The sequence below is a fragment of the Cryobacterium sp. PAMC25264 genome, from assembly GCF_019443325.1.
Lineage (GTDB): Bacteria > Actinomycetota > Actinomycetes > Actinomycetales > Microbacteriaceae > Cryobacterium.
This window is the reverse complement of the sequence record NZ_CP080383.1, coordinates 797909-813971: the sequence shown is the minus strand read 5'-3', so window position 1 is coordinate 813971 and position 16063 is coordinate 797909. Positions and strand designations below refer to the sequence as shown.

Here is a 16063-nt window from a genome sequence, read left to right as displayed (position 1 = left end):
GGCGGGACGACGGGCCGGAACGGGGCCGTTCAAGCGCTGCTGCCGCTACTCGCGCAGGTGCGCTCCGTGGCGGGCGGCGGCCAGCTGCACGCCGGCCAGCTTGGCGTCGCTGGCCTCGGCCGCGGTGAGGGTGCGGTCGGGCGCGCGGAAGCGCAGGGCGAAAGTGAGCGACTTCTGGCCCGGCTCGATGCCGGTTCCGCGATAGTCGTCGACCAGTTCGATGCTCTCCAACAGGTCTCCGCTGCCCTGGCGCACGGCGTCCAGCACGGCGCCGGCGGCGACGTGGGCGTCGACGACGAGCGAGAGGTCCTGGGTGGCGGCCGGCTTGGTGCCGATCACGGTGGCCTGCAGCTCACCGGTCACCTGGGCGAACACGGCGGACAGGTCGAGTTCGACGACCGCGACCACGGCGGGCAGATCGGCGTCCTTGGCCACCGCGGGCAGCAGTTCACCCGCGTAGCCGACCGAGCGCTCGCCCGCATCCGTCGCCACGAAGAGCTCGGCGGTGCGGCCGGGGTGCATGGCCTTGTGGGTGCCCTGACGAACCTGGATCGGCAGGCCGACGGCCAGGCCGATCTGCTTCACGGCCGTGAGGGCGTCTTGCCAGGATGCGGTGATGGGCGCCTGGCCGGGCTGGTGGCGCACGGTGTTGCCGAGCAGCACGATGCCGGCGGTGAACGGCTGCGGCGGGAGGCCGGCGTTCAGCTGGGCCTCGACCTCGGCGCTGGGGCGCACGGCGGCCGGTGGCACCACGGCGCTGCCGTAGCCGACGCCCGCGACGGGGCGGAAGACCGAGCCGAGCTCGAAGATGGCCAGGTCGGTGAGGCCGCGGGACAGGTTGCGGTGGGCGATCTGCAGCAGGCCCGGCAGCATCGAGGTGCGCATGAAGGGCGCCTCGCCGTCGAGCGGATTGGCGACCTTCACCTGCGGCACTGTCGTGTCGACCGGGTCACCGAAGAGGTTGTTGGCTTTCTCGGCGACGAACGGGTAGGCCAGCACCTCGGTGTGGCCGGTGGCGGCGAGCACCGTGGCGACCGACCGCTTGAGCTGCTGGGTGCGGGTGAGGCCGCGGCCGGGCGGGGCGACGGGTAGCACCGAGGGGATGCGGTCGTAACCGACGATGCGGGCGACCTCCTCGGCGAGGGTCCACTTGTCGGTGAGGTCCGGGCGCCAGCTTGGTGCGGTCACGGCGAGGCCATCGGGGTTTCCGACATCGAGGCGCCGATCTCGGCCAGCGAGGTGCGCACCTCCTCGCGGGTGTACTCCAGGCCGATGAGGCCGGAGACGAAACCGGTGGGCAGGTCGATGGCGGCGCGCTCCGGAGTCGCGTCGTGCAGCGATCCGAGTCCGTCGGCCACTCCCCCGGCAAGCTCCACGAGCAGCTGCACCACGCGGGCGGCTGCGACGGCGGCGACGGCGGGGTCGACGCCGCGTTCGAAGCGACGCGAGGCCTCGCTGGGCAGCTTGTGCCGGCGGGCGGTGCGCGCGATCGACACCGGGTCGAAGTTCGCGGCTTCGATCAGCACATTGGTGGTTCCGGAGCCGATCTCGGTCGTCGCCCCGCCCATCACGCCGGCCAGGCCGATGGGGCCCGATCCGTCGGTGATCAGCAGGTCTTCGGCGTTGAGGGTGCGGGTGACGTCGTCGAGGGTGACGAGTTTCTCGCCCGGCTGCGCGCGGCGCACGACGAGTCCGCCCGTGAGCTTGTCGAGGTCGTAACCGTGGATCGGCTGGCCGAGTTCGATCATCACGTAGTTGGTGATGTCCACGATCAGCGAGATCGAACGGATGCCGGCCAGCTTGAGCCGGGCGATCAGCCAGGCCGGTGCCGGCTTGGCGGGGTCGACGCCGCGCACCACGCGGGTGACGAAGACGCTCGCGCCGACACGATTGCGGATGGGTGCGGCATCGTCGATCGAGACCGGGAAGACCTCGGTGGAGGCGGTCGCCGTGACGGCGAGGGCGGGGTCGCGGAAGGTCGCGCCGGTGGCGTGCGAGTATTCGCGGGCCACGCCGCGGATGGAGAACGCGTAGCCGCGGTCGGGGGTGACGTTGATCTCCACGGCGGAGTCGTCCAGGCCCAGCAGGCTGATCGCATCCGTGCCGATTTCAGGGTCGAGACCGAGGTCGCCGAGCACCAGGATGCCGGCGTGCTCGTCGCCGAGGCCGAGCTCCCGGGCCGACGCGATCATGCCGTCCGACACGTGGCCGTAGGTCTTGCGGGGGGCGATCGGAACGGGCCGGGCAGCACCGCGCCGGGCAGGGTCACGACGACCTTGTCGCCGACGACGAAGTTGTGCGCACCGCAGACGATGCCGTGGATGGCCGGGCCGCCGTCGGCGGCGAGTTCGCCATCCGCTGCCACGCGCACCTGGCACCAGTTGATGGTCTTGCCGTTGGTCTGCTCTTCACCGACGAACTCGAGAACCTGGCCGACCACGATGGGTCCGGTCAGCTCGAAGCGGTGGATCTCTTCTTCCTCCAGGCCCACGCTCACGAGCGCCGCGTGGACGTCTTCGGGGGTGGTGCCAGGAGTGAGGTCGACGAATTCGCCGAGCCAGCTCAGGGGAACGCGCATCAGACGGTCATCCCGTACTGCTGGCTGAACCGAACGTCGCCTTCGACCATGTCGTGCATATCCTTCACATCGTTGCGGAACATCAGTGCTCGTTCGACGCCCACGCCGAACGCGAATCCGGAGTAGACCTCGGGGTCGATCCCGGCCGAGCGCAGCACATTGGCGTTGACCATGCCGCAGCCGCCCCACTCGATCCAGCGGGCACCGTCCTTGAAGGTGGGGTGCCAGAGGTCGAGCTCGGCGCTCGGCTCGGTGAACGGGAAGTAGTTGGGGCGCAGGCGCACCTTGGCTTCCTCGCCGAAGAGGGCCTTGACGAAGTGATCGAGGGTGCCGCGCAGGTGCGCCATGGTGAGGCCCTTGTCCACGGCGATGCCCTCGATCTGGTGGAAGACCGGGGTGTGCGTGGCGTCGAGCTCGTCGGTGCGGTAGACCCGGCCTGGAGAGATGCGGTAGACGGGGGGTTCGTTGCCGAGCAGCGCGCGCATCTGCACCGGCGAGGTGTGGGTGCGCAGTACCAGGTGCGCCTCGGGCGGGTCGATGAAGAAGGTGTCCTGCATCGCGCGGGCCGGGTGGTCCTCGTCGAAGTTGAGCGCGTCGAAGTTGAACCATTCGCTCTCGAGCTCTGGGCCTTCGGCGACCTCCCAGCCCATGCCCACGAACACGTCGGAGACACGTTCCTGCAGCAGGGTGAGCGGGTGCCGGGCGCCGGCCCGCCAGGTGGAGGCGGCGGCGGTGACGTCCACGGTCTCGGCGGCGAGCTGGGCGGTGGCCTCGGCTTCGACGATCTGGGCTTCGCGGGCGTTCAGCGCCTGGGTGACCCGGGCCCGAGCCTGGCCGACGAGCTTGCCGGCGGCGGCCTTCTGGTCGCCGGGCACGCTGCGCATCAGGGCGTTCAGGGCGGCCAGCGGCGAGGCCTCGCCGACGTGCGCCGAGCGCACGGCCTTGAGGGCGGCGGAGTCAGTCGCGGACTCGATCGCCGCGAGGGCGGCGTCGACGGCCGCGGTGACGACGGGTTCGGTTATTTCAGTGGGGGCAGACACGAGACCCAAGTTTAGTGCCGCGCCCCACTCCCGACAGTTCCTGCCGGATCAGGCTGCGCCCGCTCCCCCGCTTTCGCCTGTGGAATAGCTGCCTCGCACTGACGAGAGGGTATCCCGCGGGGTCAAGGTGGGCTCGGGATCGACGAGCTTGCCGGCCTTGGGTCCCGAACGCCGGGCGATGAATCGTGCGAACCAGGACAGCGACAGGTTCATGGCCAGATAGATCGCCAACACCACCAAGAAGAACGAGAAGGCATAGCGATTGCCGAAGAAATTGGGCAGGTTGTAGACCCCCGTGCGCAACAACTCGCTGTAGCCGACGATGAAGGCCAGGGAGGTGTCCTTGAGCAACACGACGAGCTGAGCGATGATGATCGGCAGCATCTGACGGAAGGCCTGTGGGAACTCGATACGGAATCGGGTGGACAGGGGCGTCAGGCCGATGGCCAGACCGGCCTCGCGCTGCCCGCGGGGCAGAGACTGGATGCCGGCCCGGAGCGCCTCTCCGATGATTGCCCCGTTGTAGATTCCGAGGCCCAGCACACCGGCCCAGTAGGCACCGGTGGCGAAGACCAGCAGGATGAAAAGCATCATCAGCAGCACCGGGAGCCCACGAACGAATTCGAGGATGACCGTGGTGGGGATCCTGATGGCCTTGTGATCCGCTGACCGGCCGAAAGAGAACAGAATCCCGAGAACAATGGCCAGAACGGCGGCTACCCCGGCCATGCGGAGGGTCGCCAACACACCGAGTCCGAGCTGACGCCAGACCTGCACGTCGGTGAAGACATCCCAGCGGGTGGCGTCCCACAGTCCAGGCTGAACGGCTCCGTTGGCGCTCGGCTTAGGAGCGCCCAGTGCCAGGACAAGCCAGGCTAGGATCCCCAGAACGAGGAGTATCCCGACCACCGAGATCACGCGGGATCGACGTCGTGCCTTGGGCCCTGGGGCGTCGTAGAGAACCGAACTCATCGCAGCACCGCCACTTTCTTTTCCACTCGACCGGCGATCTGGCCGAGCGTGACCGTGATGATCAGGTAGAAGAACGCGACCGCGAGCAGGATCGCGATGACCTCATCACCGCGGTCGTTCGTCACCTGGCGGCCGGCGCCGAAGAGTTCGAACACGAAGAATGCACCGGCGACCGAAGTGTTCTTCGTCAGGGCGATGAAGACGTTGATCAGCGGCGGGATCACCATCCGGACGGCCTGGGGCATGATCACGTAACTGAGCGACTGACCGAAGGTGAGGCCCACACTGCGCGCCGCCTCGGCCTGGCCGACAGGGACGCCGTTGATGCCGGACCGGAGCGCCTCGGCCACGAATGGCGAGGTGTAGACCGTGAGACCGATCAGCGCCAGCGGGAAGTAGCCGGGCGAGAACTGGAGGTAGGGCAGCAGGAAAGCACAGAAGAACAGCACGAGGGTGAGCGGAGTGTTTCGCACGATCTCGGTGTAGACGGTGGCAAAACCCCGGAAGGATGCCACGGGCGAAATACGCAGGGCGGCCACGAATACTCCCAGCACCAACGCTCCGAGTCCGGACAGAATCAGCAACCCGAGCGTGTTCTTGAAGCCTTCCAGAAAGAGCGGCAGGTTTTCGATGACTGCGTCCAAGACTCACCTCCTCTTTGATGTCGGTACGAGACCGGATTCGGGACCAGAGCGTGCTGGTCGTTGTACGGGGAGAACTGCCGATCGGGGCGGCCGGTGCGGCCACCCCGATCGGATCGAGCGATGCTGCTAGTAGCGGTCGACCGCCGGGGGTTCCGGCGTCTCGAGCACTGAACCCGCGGTGGCCTCCCAGGCCGCTGCCCAGGTTCCGTCGTCGTAGGACTCCTCGAGCACGTCGTTGATGAAGTTGCGGAACTCGGTGTCGTCCTTGGCCAGGCCGATGCCGTAGGGCTCGGCGGTGAACGGGTTGCCGACGACCTCAAACTCACCGGCGTTCTGGTCGGCGAGGCCGGCCAGGATCACGTTGTCGGTGGTGACGGCGTCGACTTCGCCGCTGCGCAGCGGGCCGAGGCAGTTGGAGTACGTGTCGGTGGCGATGATGTTGGCCGTGTAGGCCGCGATGTTCTTCTCCGAGGTGGAGCCACTGACCGTGCAGACCTTCTTGTCAGCGAGGTCTTCGGGTCCGGTGATCTTGGCCTCGTTGCCCGCAAGAACGAGCAGGTCCTGACCGGCCTCATAGTAGGGGCCCGCGAAGGAGACAACTTCCTTGCGTGCGTCGTTGATCGTGTAGGTGGCCACCACGATGTCCACCTGGCCGTTCTGGATGAACGGCTCCCGGTTGGCGGAGACGGTCTCTGTCCACTTGATGTTCGACGGCTCGATGCCGAGCTTCGCTGCAATGAGCTTGCCGATTTCGACGTCGAAACCGACGGGGGTTCCATCCGGGCCCTTGAGACCGAAGAGGGGCTGGTCGAACTTGGTGCCGATGGTGATTTCGCCGGCTTCGTTCAGGGCGGCCATCGTGGTGCCTGCCTCGAACGTGACATCTTCCTCAACGGGTGCGGCCGACGGCGTGCTGGCGCCGGAATCGGTGCATCCGGTCAACGCGAAAGCGCCGACCAGGGCAATGGCTGAGATCATTAGACCCTTGTTGCGTCTCATGGTTTCCTCCTAGGTGCTGTGGGTGCTGTGTGTCTCGCCGACCGATTAGTGGGCAAGTATTTTAGAGAGGAAGTCTTTCGCTCTCGAGCTCTGGGGGTTGGTGAAGAACTTCTCGGGGGTGGTCTCCTCCACGATGTCGCCCTCGGCCATGAAGATGACCCTGTCAGCGGCGCGGCGGGCAAAGCCCATCTCGTGGGTCACGACGATCATCGTCATGCCCTCGTTCGCGAGGTCCACCATGACCTCGAGCACCTCGTTGATCATCTCGGGGTCGAGCGCGCTCGTGGGCTCGTCGAGGAGGATCAGCTTGGGGTCCATCGCCAGGGCGCGGGCGATGGCCACACGCTGCTGCTGACCGCCGGAGAGCTGGGAGGGCATCTTCTTGGCCTGATTGGCCACGCCGACGCGTTCGAGCAGCGCCATGGCCTTCGTCTCGGCATCCGCTTTGCTCATGCCGCGCACCTTGATGGGGCCGAGCGTCACGTTCTCGAGCACGGTCTTGTGCGCGAACAGGTTGAACGCCTGGAAGACCATGCCGACATCGGCCCGCAGCTGCGCGAGGGCCTTGCCCTCGCTGGGCAGTTCCTTGCCGTCGATGGTGATCGTGCCGTTGTCGATGGTCTCGAGGCGGTTTATCGCCCTACAGAGGGTGGACTTGCCCGATCCGCTCGGGCCGATGACCACCACGACCTCGCCACGGTTGACCGTGGCGTTGATGTTCTTCAGAACGTGCAGGTCCCCGTAGTTCTTGTTGACGTCCGTGATGACGACCAGGGGTTCCCCCCGGCGGACAGTGATGTTGGACGTCGCCGGTGATGCGTCTGTTGGCTCCATACCCACCAACTTAGGCCCGGGTGTGCCAGACAGACCACCTTTGCCCCGGCATTAACCCGGTCGGTAACCCAAACGTAATAGACGCCCGACCGGGAAAGATGCTAGGCGCGCTGCGAGAAAGCGCTCTCGTACAGGCAGACGGATGCGGCGGTCGCAAGGTTCATCGATTCGGCGTTTCCGTAGATGGGAACGCTAATCGCGCGGTCCGCCATCGCCAAGTCTTCCTCGGTGAGACCACGGGCTTCGTTACCGAACAGCCAGGCGGTGGGACCCGCGAGCAAGCCGCTGTTGCGGGCCTCGAGGAGGTCGTCGCCCTTGATGTCTGCGGCGAGAATCTGCATACCGGCGAACTTCGCACGCTCGCGCACGTCGGCCAGGGTGACGCCCACGGCGACGGGCAGGTGGAAGATCGAGCCGGTGGACGAGCGCACCACCTTGGGGTTGTACAGGTCCACGCTGCGGCCGGTGAAGATCACGGCGTCGGCGCCCGCGGCATCCGCTGCCCGGATGATCGTGCCGGCGTTACCCGGGTCGCGCACCTCTTCGAGGATCGCGATGAGCTTGGGCTCGTTGGCGAAGATCTTCTTGATCGAGGTGGGGAATTGGTGGCAGACGGCGATGAAGCCCTGCGGGGTGACCGTGTCGGCCATGGTCTCGAGCACCTGCTCGGTGACGAACTCCACATCCACGCCGGCGGCTACTGCGGCCTCGCCGATCTCGGTGTACCGCTCGAGTGCGGTCGGGGTGGCGTAGAGCTCCACGACGAGTTCGGGGCGGAAGGTGAGGGCTTCGGAGACGGCCTGCGGGCCTTCGAGGAGGAACAGTCCCGTCTCGGAGCGGGCGGCTCGGTTCGCAAGTTTCGCGACGGCACGCACGCGAGGAGATCGGGGGTTATCTAGCATGCACCCAGTTTAGGTGCCCCGCCCGTCGAGCACAGAATGCCCCGCCGGGCAGACAAAACGGGAGCGACCGCCGATGGCGATCGCTCCCGTTGAGGAAAAGCTGTCTGACTACTTGGCAACCTTGGGTGCGGAGGTGTCAGCGGGCAGTGCTGCCTTGGCGCTGGCCACGATGGCCGCGAAGGTGGCGGGCTCGGTGACGGCGAGGTCGGCGAGGATGCGGCGGTCGACCTGGATGCCGGCCAGGGCGAGGCCCTGGATGAGGCGGTTGTAGGTCAGGCCGTTCGCGCGGGACGCAGCGTTGATGCGCTGGATCCACAGGCGACGGAAGTCACCCTTGCGTGCACGACGGTCACGGTAGCTGTAGACGAGGGAGTGAGTGACCTGCTCCTTGGCCTTGCGGTACAGACGTGAACGCTGACCGCGGTAACCCTCGGCGCGCTCAAGAATTACGCGACGCTTCTTGTGGGCGTTGACGGCCCTCTTTACTCTTGCCATTTTCTAATTCCTTTAGGGGTACGGGGCCTAGTGGCCGAGAAGCTTCTTGATGGCCTTGACGTCGGCCTTGGCGAGAACCTGGTCCTGGTTCAGGCGGGACTTGCGCTGCGTGCTCTTGACCTCGAGGTTGTGGCGAAGTCCGGCCTGCTGCTTCATGATCTTGCCGGAGCCAGTGACCTTGAAACGCTTCTTTGTCCCAGAGTGGGTCTTCTGCTTAGGCATTCTTTTCCTCCTGTTTGGCTGCTTTGTCAGCAGCTCTATGTGCATTGGCCTCTGCCTTGGCCTCTGATTTGTTCTTCAGCGGGCCAATCACCATGACCATGTTTCGACCGTCGATGGTCGGGCTCGATTCCACAGAACCGAACTCCGCGACATCCTCGGCAAATCTCTGAAGCAGACGTACACCCTGGTCGGGACGGGACTGTTCACGGCCACGGAACAGAATCATGGCCTTGACCTTGTCGCCGGCCTTCAGGAAGCCTTCGGCGCGCTTGCGCTTGGTCTCGTAGTCGTGCTTATCAATCTTGAGGCGGAAGCGAACCTCTTTGAGGATCGTGTTCGCCTGGTTGCGCCGGGCTTCTTTCGCCTTCTGCGCAGCTTCGTACTTGAACTTGCCGTAATCCATGATCTTCGCGACCGGCGGCTTGGACGTGGGGGCTACTTCGACCAGATCGAGGTCAGCCTCCTGTGCCAGGCGCAGGGCGACATCAATCGCCACGACCCCAACCTGTTCGCCGTTGGGACCAACGAGACGGACTTCGGGGACGCGGATACGGTCATTTGTACGGGGATCGCTGATGCGTCTCTCCTCTACTCAAGCATCGTGGCTACAGCCTGACAACGGATGTCGTCCGGAGACGAAGAGGAGACAATCGCGCGCGCAATTCCCGAGCTTCAGAACATTTCCTTGTTCTGTCACTCATCAACCACGTGCGGCACCCTATCTACCGTGCACGCTGGAAAACAGCAAGCGACGGCGGAGTGCAAACTACCCGGTAACCTTTATGAAGCGGTCAAGCGCGGGTGGGAGATTATCCACTTTCGTACCGAGACTTTCATCTCGGAGCCCGGGTAAGCATAGCAGAGGAAAACAGTGAGCGACAATTTCGACCAGGATTCATCCGGCCAGGCAACCAGGGACATCGCGGATGTGGCGGCGGTGGAGATCATCACGACCGCGGCGGTGCATCTGATGAGCGCCTCGGCGGTCAAGGTCGGGCTCGCCGACGACCCCGACACCCAGATCGATCTGGATGAGGCGCGCAAGCTGATCACGGCCCTCGCCGGCCTGATCACGGCAGCCGCCCCCGACATCTCGGACATGCACGCGCGGAGCTTGCGCGATGGACTGCGCTCGTTGCAGCTGGCGTTCCGTGAGGCATCCGCCATCCCCGACCCGATCGGCCAGGGCCCCGGAGAGAAGTTCACCGGCCCGGTCAACTAGGTCCCCTCCTCGCAAGACGACCTCGCCAACGCAACAAACACGCTGGTCGAGCCCGTCGAGACCCCGTAAGACACCCTCGCGGGGTCTCGACTAGCTCGACCGACGGGTGGGCGCGACATGCGCGCACGTCGCCAGGTCTCCTAAGGAAGTGCGCTTCCGCCGACCACCCGGGCGCGAAGCGCCCCCACAGCTCGACACGCTCGACCGACGGGTGGGCGCGACACGCGCGCACCTCAGGTTTGGCAACGCGGGCACCAGTAGGTGACCCGCTTCTCGAGCTCGCTGCGGCCCAGCTCGCCGCTCCGAATTCGCGTGCCGCAGCGCCGGCAGGGCTGGCGTTCGCGACCGTACACGAAGGTGCGCATCCCCCGACGCAAGTTACCGGTTGTGGTGCGCTCCGAGCGGTCCCGGTTGGCCGTGATCAGCCGGTGCGCCAACGCGACCAGGCCGTCCACGTCGGCGACCTCGCTGATCGGCCGGGTCGGCAGCAACCCGCGCAGAAAACAGACTTCGTTCACGTAGACGTTGCCGAGACCGGCGAGGTTGCGCTGGTCGCCCAGGGCCACGGCCACGGGCCTCTCCCCCACGCTGACGCCGGGCGCGCTGACTCCGGCCGGGCTGGTCCCCGCGGCGCTGTCGCCGGCCGCACGCAGTCGGCGTACCGCCTCCTCTGCAGCCCAGTCCGGGCCGAGCAGGTCGGGGCCAAGGTAACCGAGGTGCTGCTCGTCCTCCGCGGTGGGAAAGAGTTCAAGGGTGCCCAGCTCGAACCCCACGGCCACCCAGTCCGCGGTTTCCAGCACGATGCGAGCCTGGAAGGCCGGCCGCTGCCACTTCGTTTCGTGCCGGTAGAGGTGCCAGGTGCCCTCCATCTTCAGGTGCGAGTGGATGCTGGTCTCCCCCACGTGCGCCATCAAGTGTTTGCCGCGGCTGATCACCTCGTGCACCGTCTGACCGGTCAGGTCGACGGTGGCAAAGGCCGGCACCCGGATGTCGCACCGGGTGAGTGTGGCGCCGCGCAGCGCTTCATCAAGGGTGCGGGCGCTGCGGTAGACGGTATCGCCCTCAGGCACTGAGTCTCAGCCCCCGCGGTGTCTCGGTGAAACCTGCCGTGCGCAGGGCATCGCCCACCGTGGTGCCGAGCACGAAGTCCGCGTTCACGGTTTCCACCGTGAGCTTGGCCACCCGTCCGCTGGTGACCGTCGCGGCCAGTGACCGGACAGCCGCCAGCACGGTTTCGGACGGCGCCACCCGCTGCGCGCCCGTGTGGCCGGTCCCCGAAGACCCCGAGGCCGATCGTGCCGGGGTCGAGCGCGCGGACGCGGTTCGCGATCCGCCGTACGTCTCGGCGCCGGAGTCGCCGGCGCCCGGGTCCAGCCCGGCAGCGCTGGCGGCATCGGCGTCGTTAGACGTGGCAGCGGGGTCGAATACGAGCATCGACTTGCCACCACGCTCCACGTAGAGCACCAGGTGCCCGTCGACGAGCACGACGAGGCCGCCGGCCTTGCGCCCCGGCCGGTGCCCGGTGCCCTCGGGCAGCACGGGCCACGGCAGCACGGCGCCGTAGGGATTGGCCGGGTCGGTGGCGGCGAGGGTCACCGCGGTGGGCGCCGACCGGTCGCCGCGCTCGGCGCGCTCCTGCTGGTCGACGTAGCCGCGCATCCGGTCGATGGTGCCCGCGGTGGCGAACTGGGAGGCGCCGAGCCCCTCGACGAAGTAGCCCCGGCGGCACCGGCCCATCTCCTCGAAGCCGCTGAGGGTCTTGTAGACCAAGGCGAAGCCGCCGAGCACGTTCTCGCCCATGACGGCGCCGCGGGTGACGACGCCGTAGCGTTCAAGCATGGTCTCGCCCAGGGCGTGCGCGCGGCGGGTGGAGGAGGTGTCGGCGACGGGCACGATCGACCAGCGGCCGGAGACCGTGGGCGGTCCCTGCCGGCTGGGCATGGTGGCCCGCGGCAGAGCGCGACCGCGGTGCAGCCGGGCGCGCGGCGCGGCGCGGCGCGTGGAATGCGCCGACTTGCCGCCGGAGACCAGCGAGCGCACGGGGGCGAAGGTGTCGTTGCTCACCAGGCCGGACCAAACGAGGTCCCAGAGCGCCTCGACGAGCTCACCGTCGTCCTGGCTGCCGACCGAGTCGGCGAGCTGCCGGAAGAAATAGCCCCCGCCGCCGCCCAGTGTGGCGAGGATCTCCCGCTGCAACGGGGTGGTCTCCAGTTCGGTGGGAACGGGCAAGGTGAGCGGTGCGGTGTCGGTCAGGTGCAGGCTTACCCAGCCGTCGTTGCCGGCCAGCGTGCCGGCGCCGGCCCAGAGCACCTCACCGGCATTGGTGAGTTCGTCGAGCATGCCCGGGTGGTAGTCGCTCACCCGGGCGGGCAGGATCAGGGTCTCCCAGGCGGACGCCGGGATGCGGGCGCCCTCGAGCTGTTCGATCACGGAGACGACGCCGTCCACCCCGCGCAGCTTGCCGCCGACATGCTGCCAGGCCGGCAGGAACCGGCCGAGGGTGGCCTGGTCGACGGGCTCGATCTCGTGCCGCAACGCCGCGAGCGAGCGCCGGCGCAGCCGCCGAAGCACCTCGGCATCGCACCATTCGCTGCCGCTGCCGTGTGGACGGAATTCCCCCTCGACGATGCGCCGCGCATCCGCCAGCCGGCGCAGCGCGCCCAGCGCGATGGCGGTGCCGAACCCGAACCGGGTGGCCACGTCGGCGGTGGTGAACGGGCCGTGGGTGCGGGCGTACCGGCTGACGAGGTCGCCGAGCGGGTCTTTCACACTCTCGGTGAAGGCCTCGGGGATGCCCGGGGCGAGCGGCACGCCGAGAGCGTCGCGCAACCGGCCGGCGTCCTCGATCACCGCCCAGCGTTCCTCGCCGGCGATGCCCACCTTGAGGGCGCGCCGGGCGGCGGTGAGGGCGTCGAGGTGGGCGCGCGCCTCGGCCTCGCCGGCAGCGGGCGGCTCGGGGGGTGCGGATGCGTCGGGTCCGTCGGTCGCGTCGGAGTCGGCCGGGGCGTCGGTGCCGACCGTGGTGTCGGCCACCCGCTCCCCCGCATCCGTCGCCTCATCGGTCCCGGGCACACCGGCGGCCTGCAGCCGCGCGGCGACCTCGGCGACGGTAAGCGGTCCGAGGCCGCGGAGCAGGTCCGCGACCCCCTCCAGCCCGCGGGCACGGCGGTCGGGGGCGAGGCGCTGCAGTTCGGCGTCGGTGCGTTCGATCACGACGGGGTCGAGCAGCTCACGCAGCTCTACCCGGCCGAGCAGTTCGGCGAGCAGGCCGGAGTCGATCGACAGGGCCGTGGCGCGGCGTTCGGCCAGCGGCGAATCACCCTCGTACATGAACGCGGCGACGTAGCCGAACAGCAGCGCGTTGGCGAATGGGCTGGCCGAGTCGGTGCTGGTCTCTACCAACCGGATGGCGCGGCTGGCCACCTGCCTGGTCAGCGCCAAAAGGGCGGGCAGGTCGTAGACATCCTGCAGGCATTCGCGGATGGTCTCGAGGATGATCGGGAACGACGGGTATTCGCGGGCCACATCGAGCAGCTGGGACGCCTTCTGGCGTTGCTGCCAGAGCGGCGAGCGGCTGCCCGGCCGGTACCGGGGCAAGAGCAGCGCCCGGGCCGCGCACTCGCGGAACCGGGAGGCGAACAGGGCGGAGCCGCCGACCTCGTCGGTGACGAGTTGCTCGAGTTCGTCGGGGTCGAAGACGAAGAGGTCGGCCCCGGGTGGCTCAGACTCGGTGTCGGGGATGCGCACGACGATCCCGTCGTCGCTGGCGACGCAGGCGCCGTCGATGCCGAAGCGCTCCCGCACCCGGGCTCCCACGGCGAGGGCCCACGGCGCGTGCACGGTGAGGCCGAACGGCGAGTGCAGGATGACCCGCCAGTCGCCGAGTTCGTCGCGGAACCGTTCGACGACGAGAGTCTGGTCGGTGGGCAGGTAGCGGGTGGCGGCGCGCTGTTCCTCGAGGAAGGCGAGCAGATTGGTGACCGCCCGCTCGTCCAGGCCCACGGCCAGGCAACGCGCCCGGGCCTTCGCCGGGGTGAGCGCCGACACCTCGCGGAGGAACGCGCCGATGGCCGCGCCGAGTTCGGCGGGCCGGCCCAGGCCGTCGCCCTTCCAGAACGGGAGCCGGCCGGGTTCGCCGAATGCGGGCAGCACGAGCACCCGGTCGTGGGTGATCTCCTGGATGCGCCAGCTCGTGGCTCCGAGCGCGAACACGTCGCCAACGCGGGACTCGTAGACCATTTCCTCGTCGAGCTCGCCCACCCGGCGGCCGGTGGCCGAGTCGCCGCCAACCATGAACACCCCGAACAGGCCACGGTCGGGGATGGTGCCGCCGCTCGTGACGGCCAGTCGCTGGGCGCCGGGCCGACCGGTGAGAAGCCCGGAGTCGCGGTCCCAGATGATCCGCGGCCGCAGTTCGGCGAATTGGTCGGACGGGTATCGGCCGGCGAGCAGGTCGAGGGTGGCCTCGTAGGCCGAGCGCGGCAGGGTCGCGAACGGGGCGCTGCGCCGCACGGCGTCGAACCACTCTTCGGCGTCGATCGGTTCGAGGGCGACAGCGGCGATGGTCTGCTGGGCGAGGATGTCAAGCGGGTTGGCGGGCACCTGCATCGATTCGATCATGCCTGACACCATCCGCTCGGCCGCGACGGTGGCGTGGATCAGGTCGGCCCGGTGTTTGGGGAAGATGATGCCGCGGGAAACCTCGCCGACCTGATGCCCGGCCCGACCCACGCGCTGCAAGCCGCTGGCCACCGACGGCGGCGACTCCACCTGCACCACCAGGTCGACCTCGCCCATGTCGATGCCGAGCTCCAGGCTCGAGGTGGCCACCACGCAGCGGAGCCTGCCGGACTTGAGGTCGTCCTCGATCATGGCCCGCTGCTCTTTGCTCACCGATCCGTGGTGGGCGCGCGCCAGCAGCAGCTCGGCGCCCTCGGTCTGGCCGCTGCCGCCCATCAGTTCGGCGGGCGGCCGAGCCGGCGCCGCGACGGCCGAGCGTGCGACGGCTGTGCCCCCCACGGCGTCCGCGCCCGCGACGCCGTCCGCGCCCGCGACGCCATCCGCGCCCGCGAGGACGAGCTGAGCCTCCTCGGCCGCGTCGAGCCGCTCGCTGTAGATCTCGTTGAACCGGGCCGTGAGCCGCTCGGCCAGGCGCCGGGAGTTGGCGAAGACGATCGAGGAGGAGTGCGCGAGCACGGCATCCACGATCGCCTCCTCCACATGCGGCCAGATCGACCCGGTCTGCGGGGCCGCGGCGGAGGTGGCACCCTCCGGGGTGGGCACCGCACCGAGCTGGGTCATGTCGTCGACGGGCACGATGACGCGCAGGTCGAAGCGCTTCTCGTTCTTCGGCGCCACGATCTCCACGGGTGCCTGCCCGCCGAGAAACCGGGCCACCTCGGAGGCCGGCCGCACCGTGGCGGACAGGCCGATGCGCTGGGCGGGCTTGGCCAGCAAGGCGTCCAGGCGCTCCAGCGACACGGCGAGGTGCGCGCCGCGCTTACTGGCCGCGACGGCGTGAATCTCATCGATGATCACCGTGTCCACGCCGCGGAGGGTCTCCCGGGCGGCGGAGGTGAGCATGAGAAAGAGCGACTCGGGCGTGGTGATGAGGATCTCGGGCGGCGTCTTGACGAGGGTGCGGCGGTCGGCCGCCGGGGTGTCGCCACTCCGGACGCCCACGGTCACCCGCACCGGCGCCAGGCCCAGCCGCTCTGCGGCCTGGCCGATGCCCACGAGCGGGGCGCGCAGGTTGCGTTCCACGTCCACACCGAGGGCCTTCAGCGGCGAGATGTAGAGCACCCGGGTGCCGGTGGGTGCGGTGGGGGCCGCGGATGCGTTGGGTGCCGTGGGTGCCGCGGATGCGGAAACGGCTCGTGCGCCAGTTTCAGCGGAGGTTAGCGCAGCGCCGGGCACGGCATCCGTCGCAGCCGGCCCGCCCGTGGAGGCCGAGTACAGCCGGTCGAGTGCCCAGAGGAACGCGGCCAGGGTCTTGCCCGACCCGGTGGGGGCGACGACGAGGGTGTGCGAACCGCGGGAGATGGCCTCCCAGGCGCCGAGCTGCGCTTCGGTGGGAGCGTCGAACGCGCCGGTGAACCACGTGCGGGTAGCCGGCGAGAGGCGCTGGAGAATCTCCGTCATCTCCCTATCCTCCC

Annotated in this window: 12 protein-coding genes and 1 pseudogene; 1 reads left to right on the top strand and 12 read right to left on the bottom strand. The window is 68.4% G+C overall.

The features are described from left to right. Positions 1-45: 45 nt before the first annotated feature. The 10 genes and pseudogenes from pheT to infC all read right to left on the bottom strand — a co-directional run bounded on the left by pheT (position 46) and on the right by infC (position 9263). Positions 46-2578: pseudogene (pheT, locus tag KY500_RS03700) on the bottom strand (phenylalanine--tRNA ligase subunit beta). Beyond that, complete coding sequence (gene pheS / locus KY500_RS03695) at positions 2578-3618, bottom strand: phenylalanine--tRNA ligase subunit alpha (RefSeq protein WP_219902379.1); 1041 nt, start codon at positions 3616-3618, stop codon at positions 2578-2580. The pseudogene pheT and the gene pheS overlap by 1 nt, the downstream one beginning before the upstream one ends. A 48-nt stretch (positions 3619-3666) precedes the next feature. After that, positions 3667-4590 carry an amino acid ABC transporter permease gene (locus tag KY500_RS03690; protein ID WP_219902378.1) on the bottom strand — a complete coding sequence of 308 codons (924 nt, stop codon included), beginning with the start codon at positions 4588-4590 and terminating at the stop codon, positions 3667-3669. Continuing rightward, positions 4587-5234: an amino acid ABC transporter permease gene (locus tag KY500_RS03685; protein WP_219902377.1), complete on the bottom strand. Its 648-nt coding sequence runs from the start codon at positions 5232-5234 to the stop codon at positions 4587-4589. The genes KY500_RS03690 and KY500_RS03685 overlap by 4 nt, the downstream gene beginning before the upstream one ends. A 126-nt stretch (positions 5235-5360) precedes the next feature. Continuing rightward, positions 5361-6233, bottom strand: a complete 873-nt coding sequence (locus tag KY500_RS03680; protein WP_219902376.1) for a glutamate ABC transporter substrate-binding protein — start codon at positions 6231-6233, stop codon at positions 5361-5363. Between the two features lie 45 nt (positions 6234-6278). Then, complete coding sequence (locus KY500_RS03675; protein WP_370626874.1) at positions 6279-7067, bottom strand: amino acid ABC transporter ATP-binding protein; 789 nt, start codon at positions 7065-7067, stop codon at positions 6279-6281. Between the two features lie 101 nt (positions 7068-7168). Beyond that, the gene (locus KY500_RS03670; protein ID WP_219902375.1) at positions 7169-7969 is read right to left on the bottom strand and encodes an RNA methyltransferase; all 801 of its coding nucleotides are present in this window, start codon (positions 7967-7969) and stop codon (positions 7169-7171) included. A gap of 108 nt (positions 7970-8077) precedes the next feature. Further along, a complete protein-coding gene (gene rplT / locus KY500_RS03665; protein WP_066594394.1) occupies positions 8078-8464 on the bottom strand; it encodes a 50S ribosomal protein L20 in 387 nt (128 codons plus the stop codon). A gap of 27 nt (positions 8465-8491) precedes the next feature. After that, a complete protein-coding gene (rpmI, locus tag KY500_RS03660) occupies positions 8492-8686 on the bottom strand; it encodes a 50S ribosomal protein L35 (protein WP_066594389.1) in 195 nt (64 codons plus the stop codon). Continuing rightward, a complete protein-coding gene (gene infC / locus KY500_RS03655; protein WP_084020755.1) occupies positions 8679-9263 on the bottom strand; it encodes a translation initiation factor IF-3 in 585 nt (194 codons plus the stop codon). Before infC ends, rpmI begins: the two co-directional genes overlap by 8 nt. 294 nt (positions 9264-9557) lie before the next feature. On the opposite strand from infC, the gene KY500_RS03650 reads away from it, so the two are divergent. Continuing rightward, positions 9558-9908: a DUF1844 domain-containing protein gene (locus KY500_RS03650; protein ID WP_219902374.1), complete on the top strand. Its 351-nt coding sequence runs from the start codon at positions 9558-9560 to the stop codon at positions 9906-9908. 233 nt (positions 9909-10141) lie between these two features. On the opposite strand, the gene KY500_RS03645 is transcribed toward KY500_RS03650, so the two are convergent. Together KY500_RS03645 and KY500_RS03640 are read right to left on the bottom strand one after the other, a co-directional pair. After that, positions 10142-10978: a DNA-formamidopyrimidine glycosylase family protein gene (locus tag KY500_RS03645; RefSeq protein ID WP_219902373.1), complete on the bottom strand. Its 837-nt coding sequence runs from the start codon at positions 10976-10978 to the stop codon at positions 10142-10144. Next, positions 10971-16049 (bottom strand): DEAD/DEAH box helicase, encoded by a 5079-nt coding sequence (locus KY500_RS03640; RefSeq protein WP_219902372.1) that lies wholly within the window; start codon positions 16047-16049, stop codon positions 10971-10973. The genes KY500_RS03645 and KY500_RS03640 overlap by 8 nt, the downstream gene beginning before the upstream one ends. Between the last annotated feature and the right edge of the window lie 14 nt (positions 16050-16063).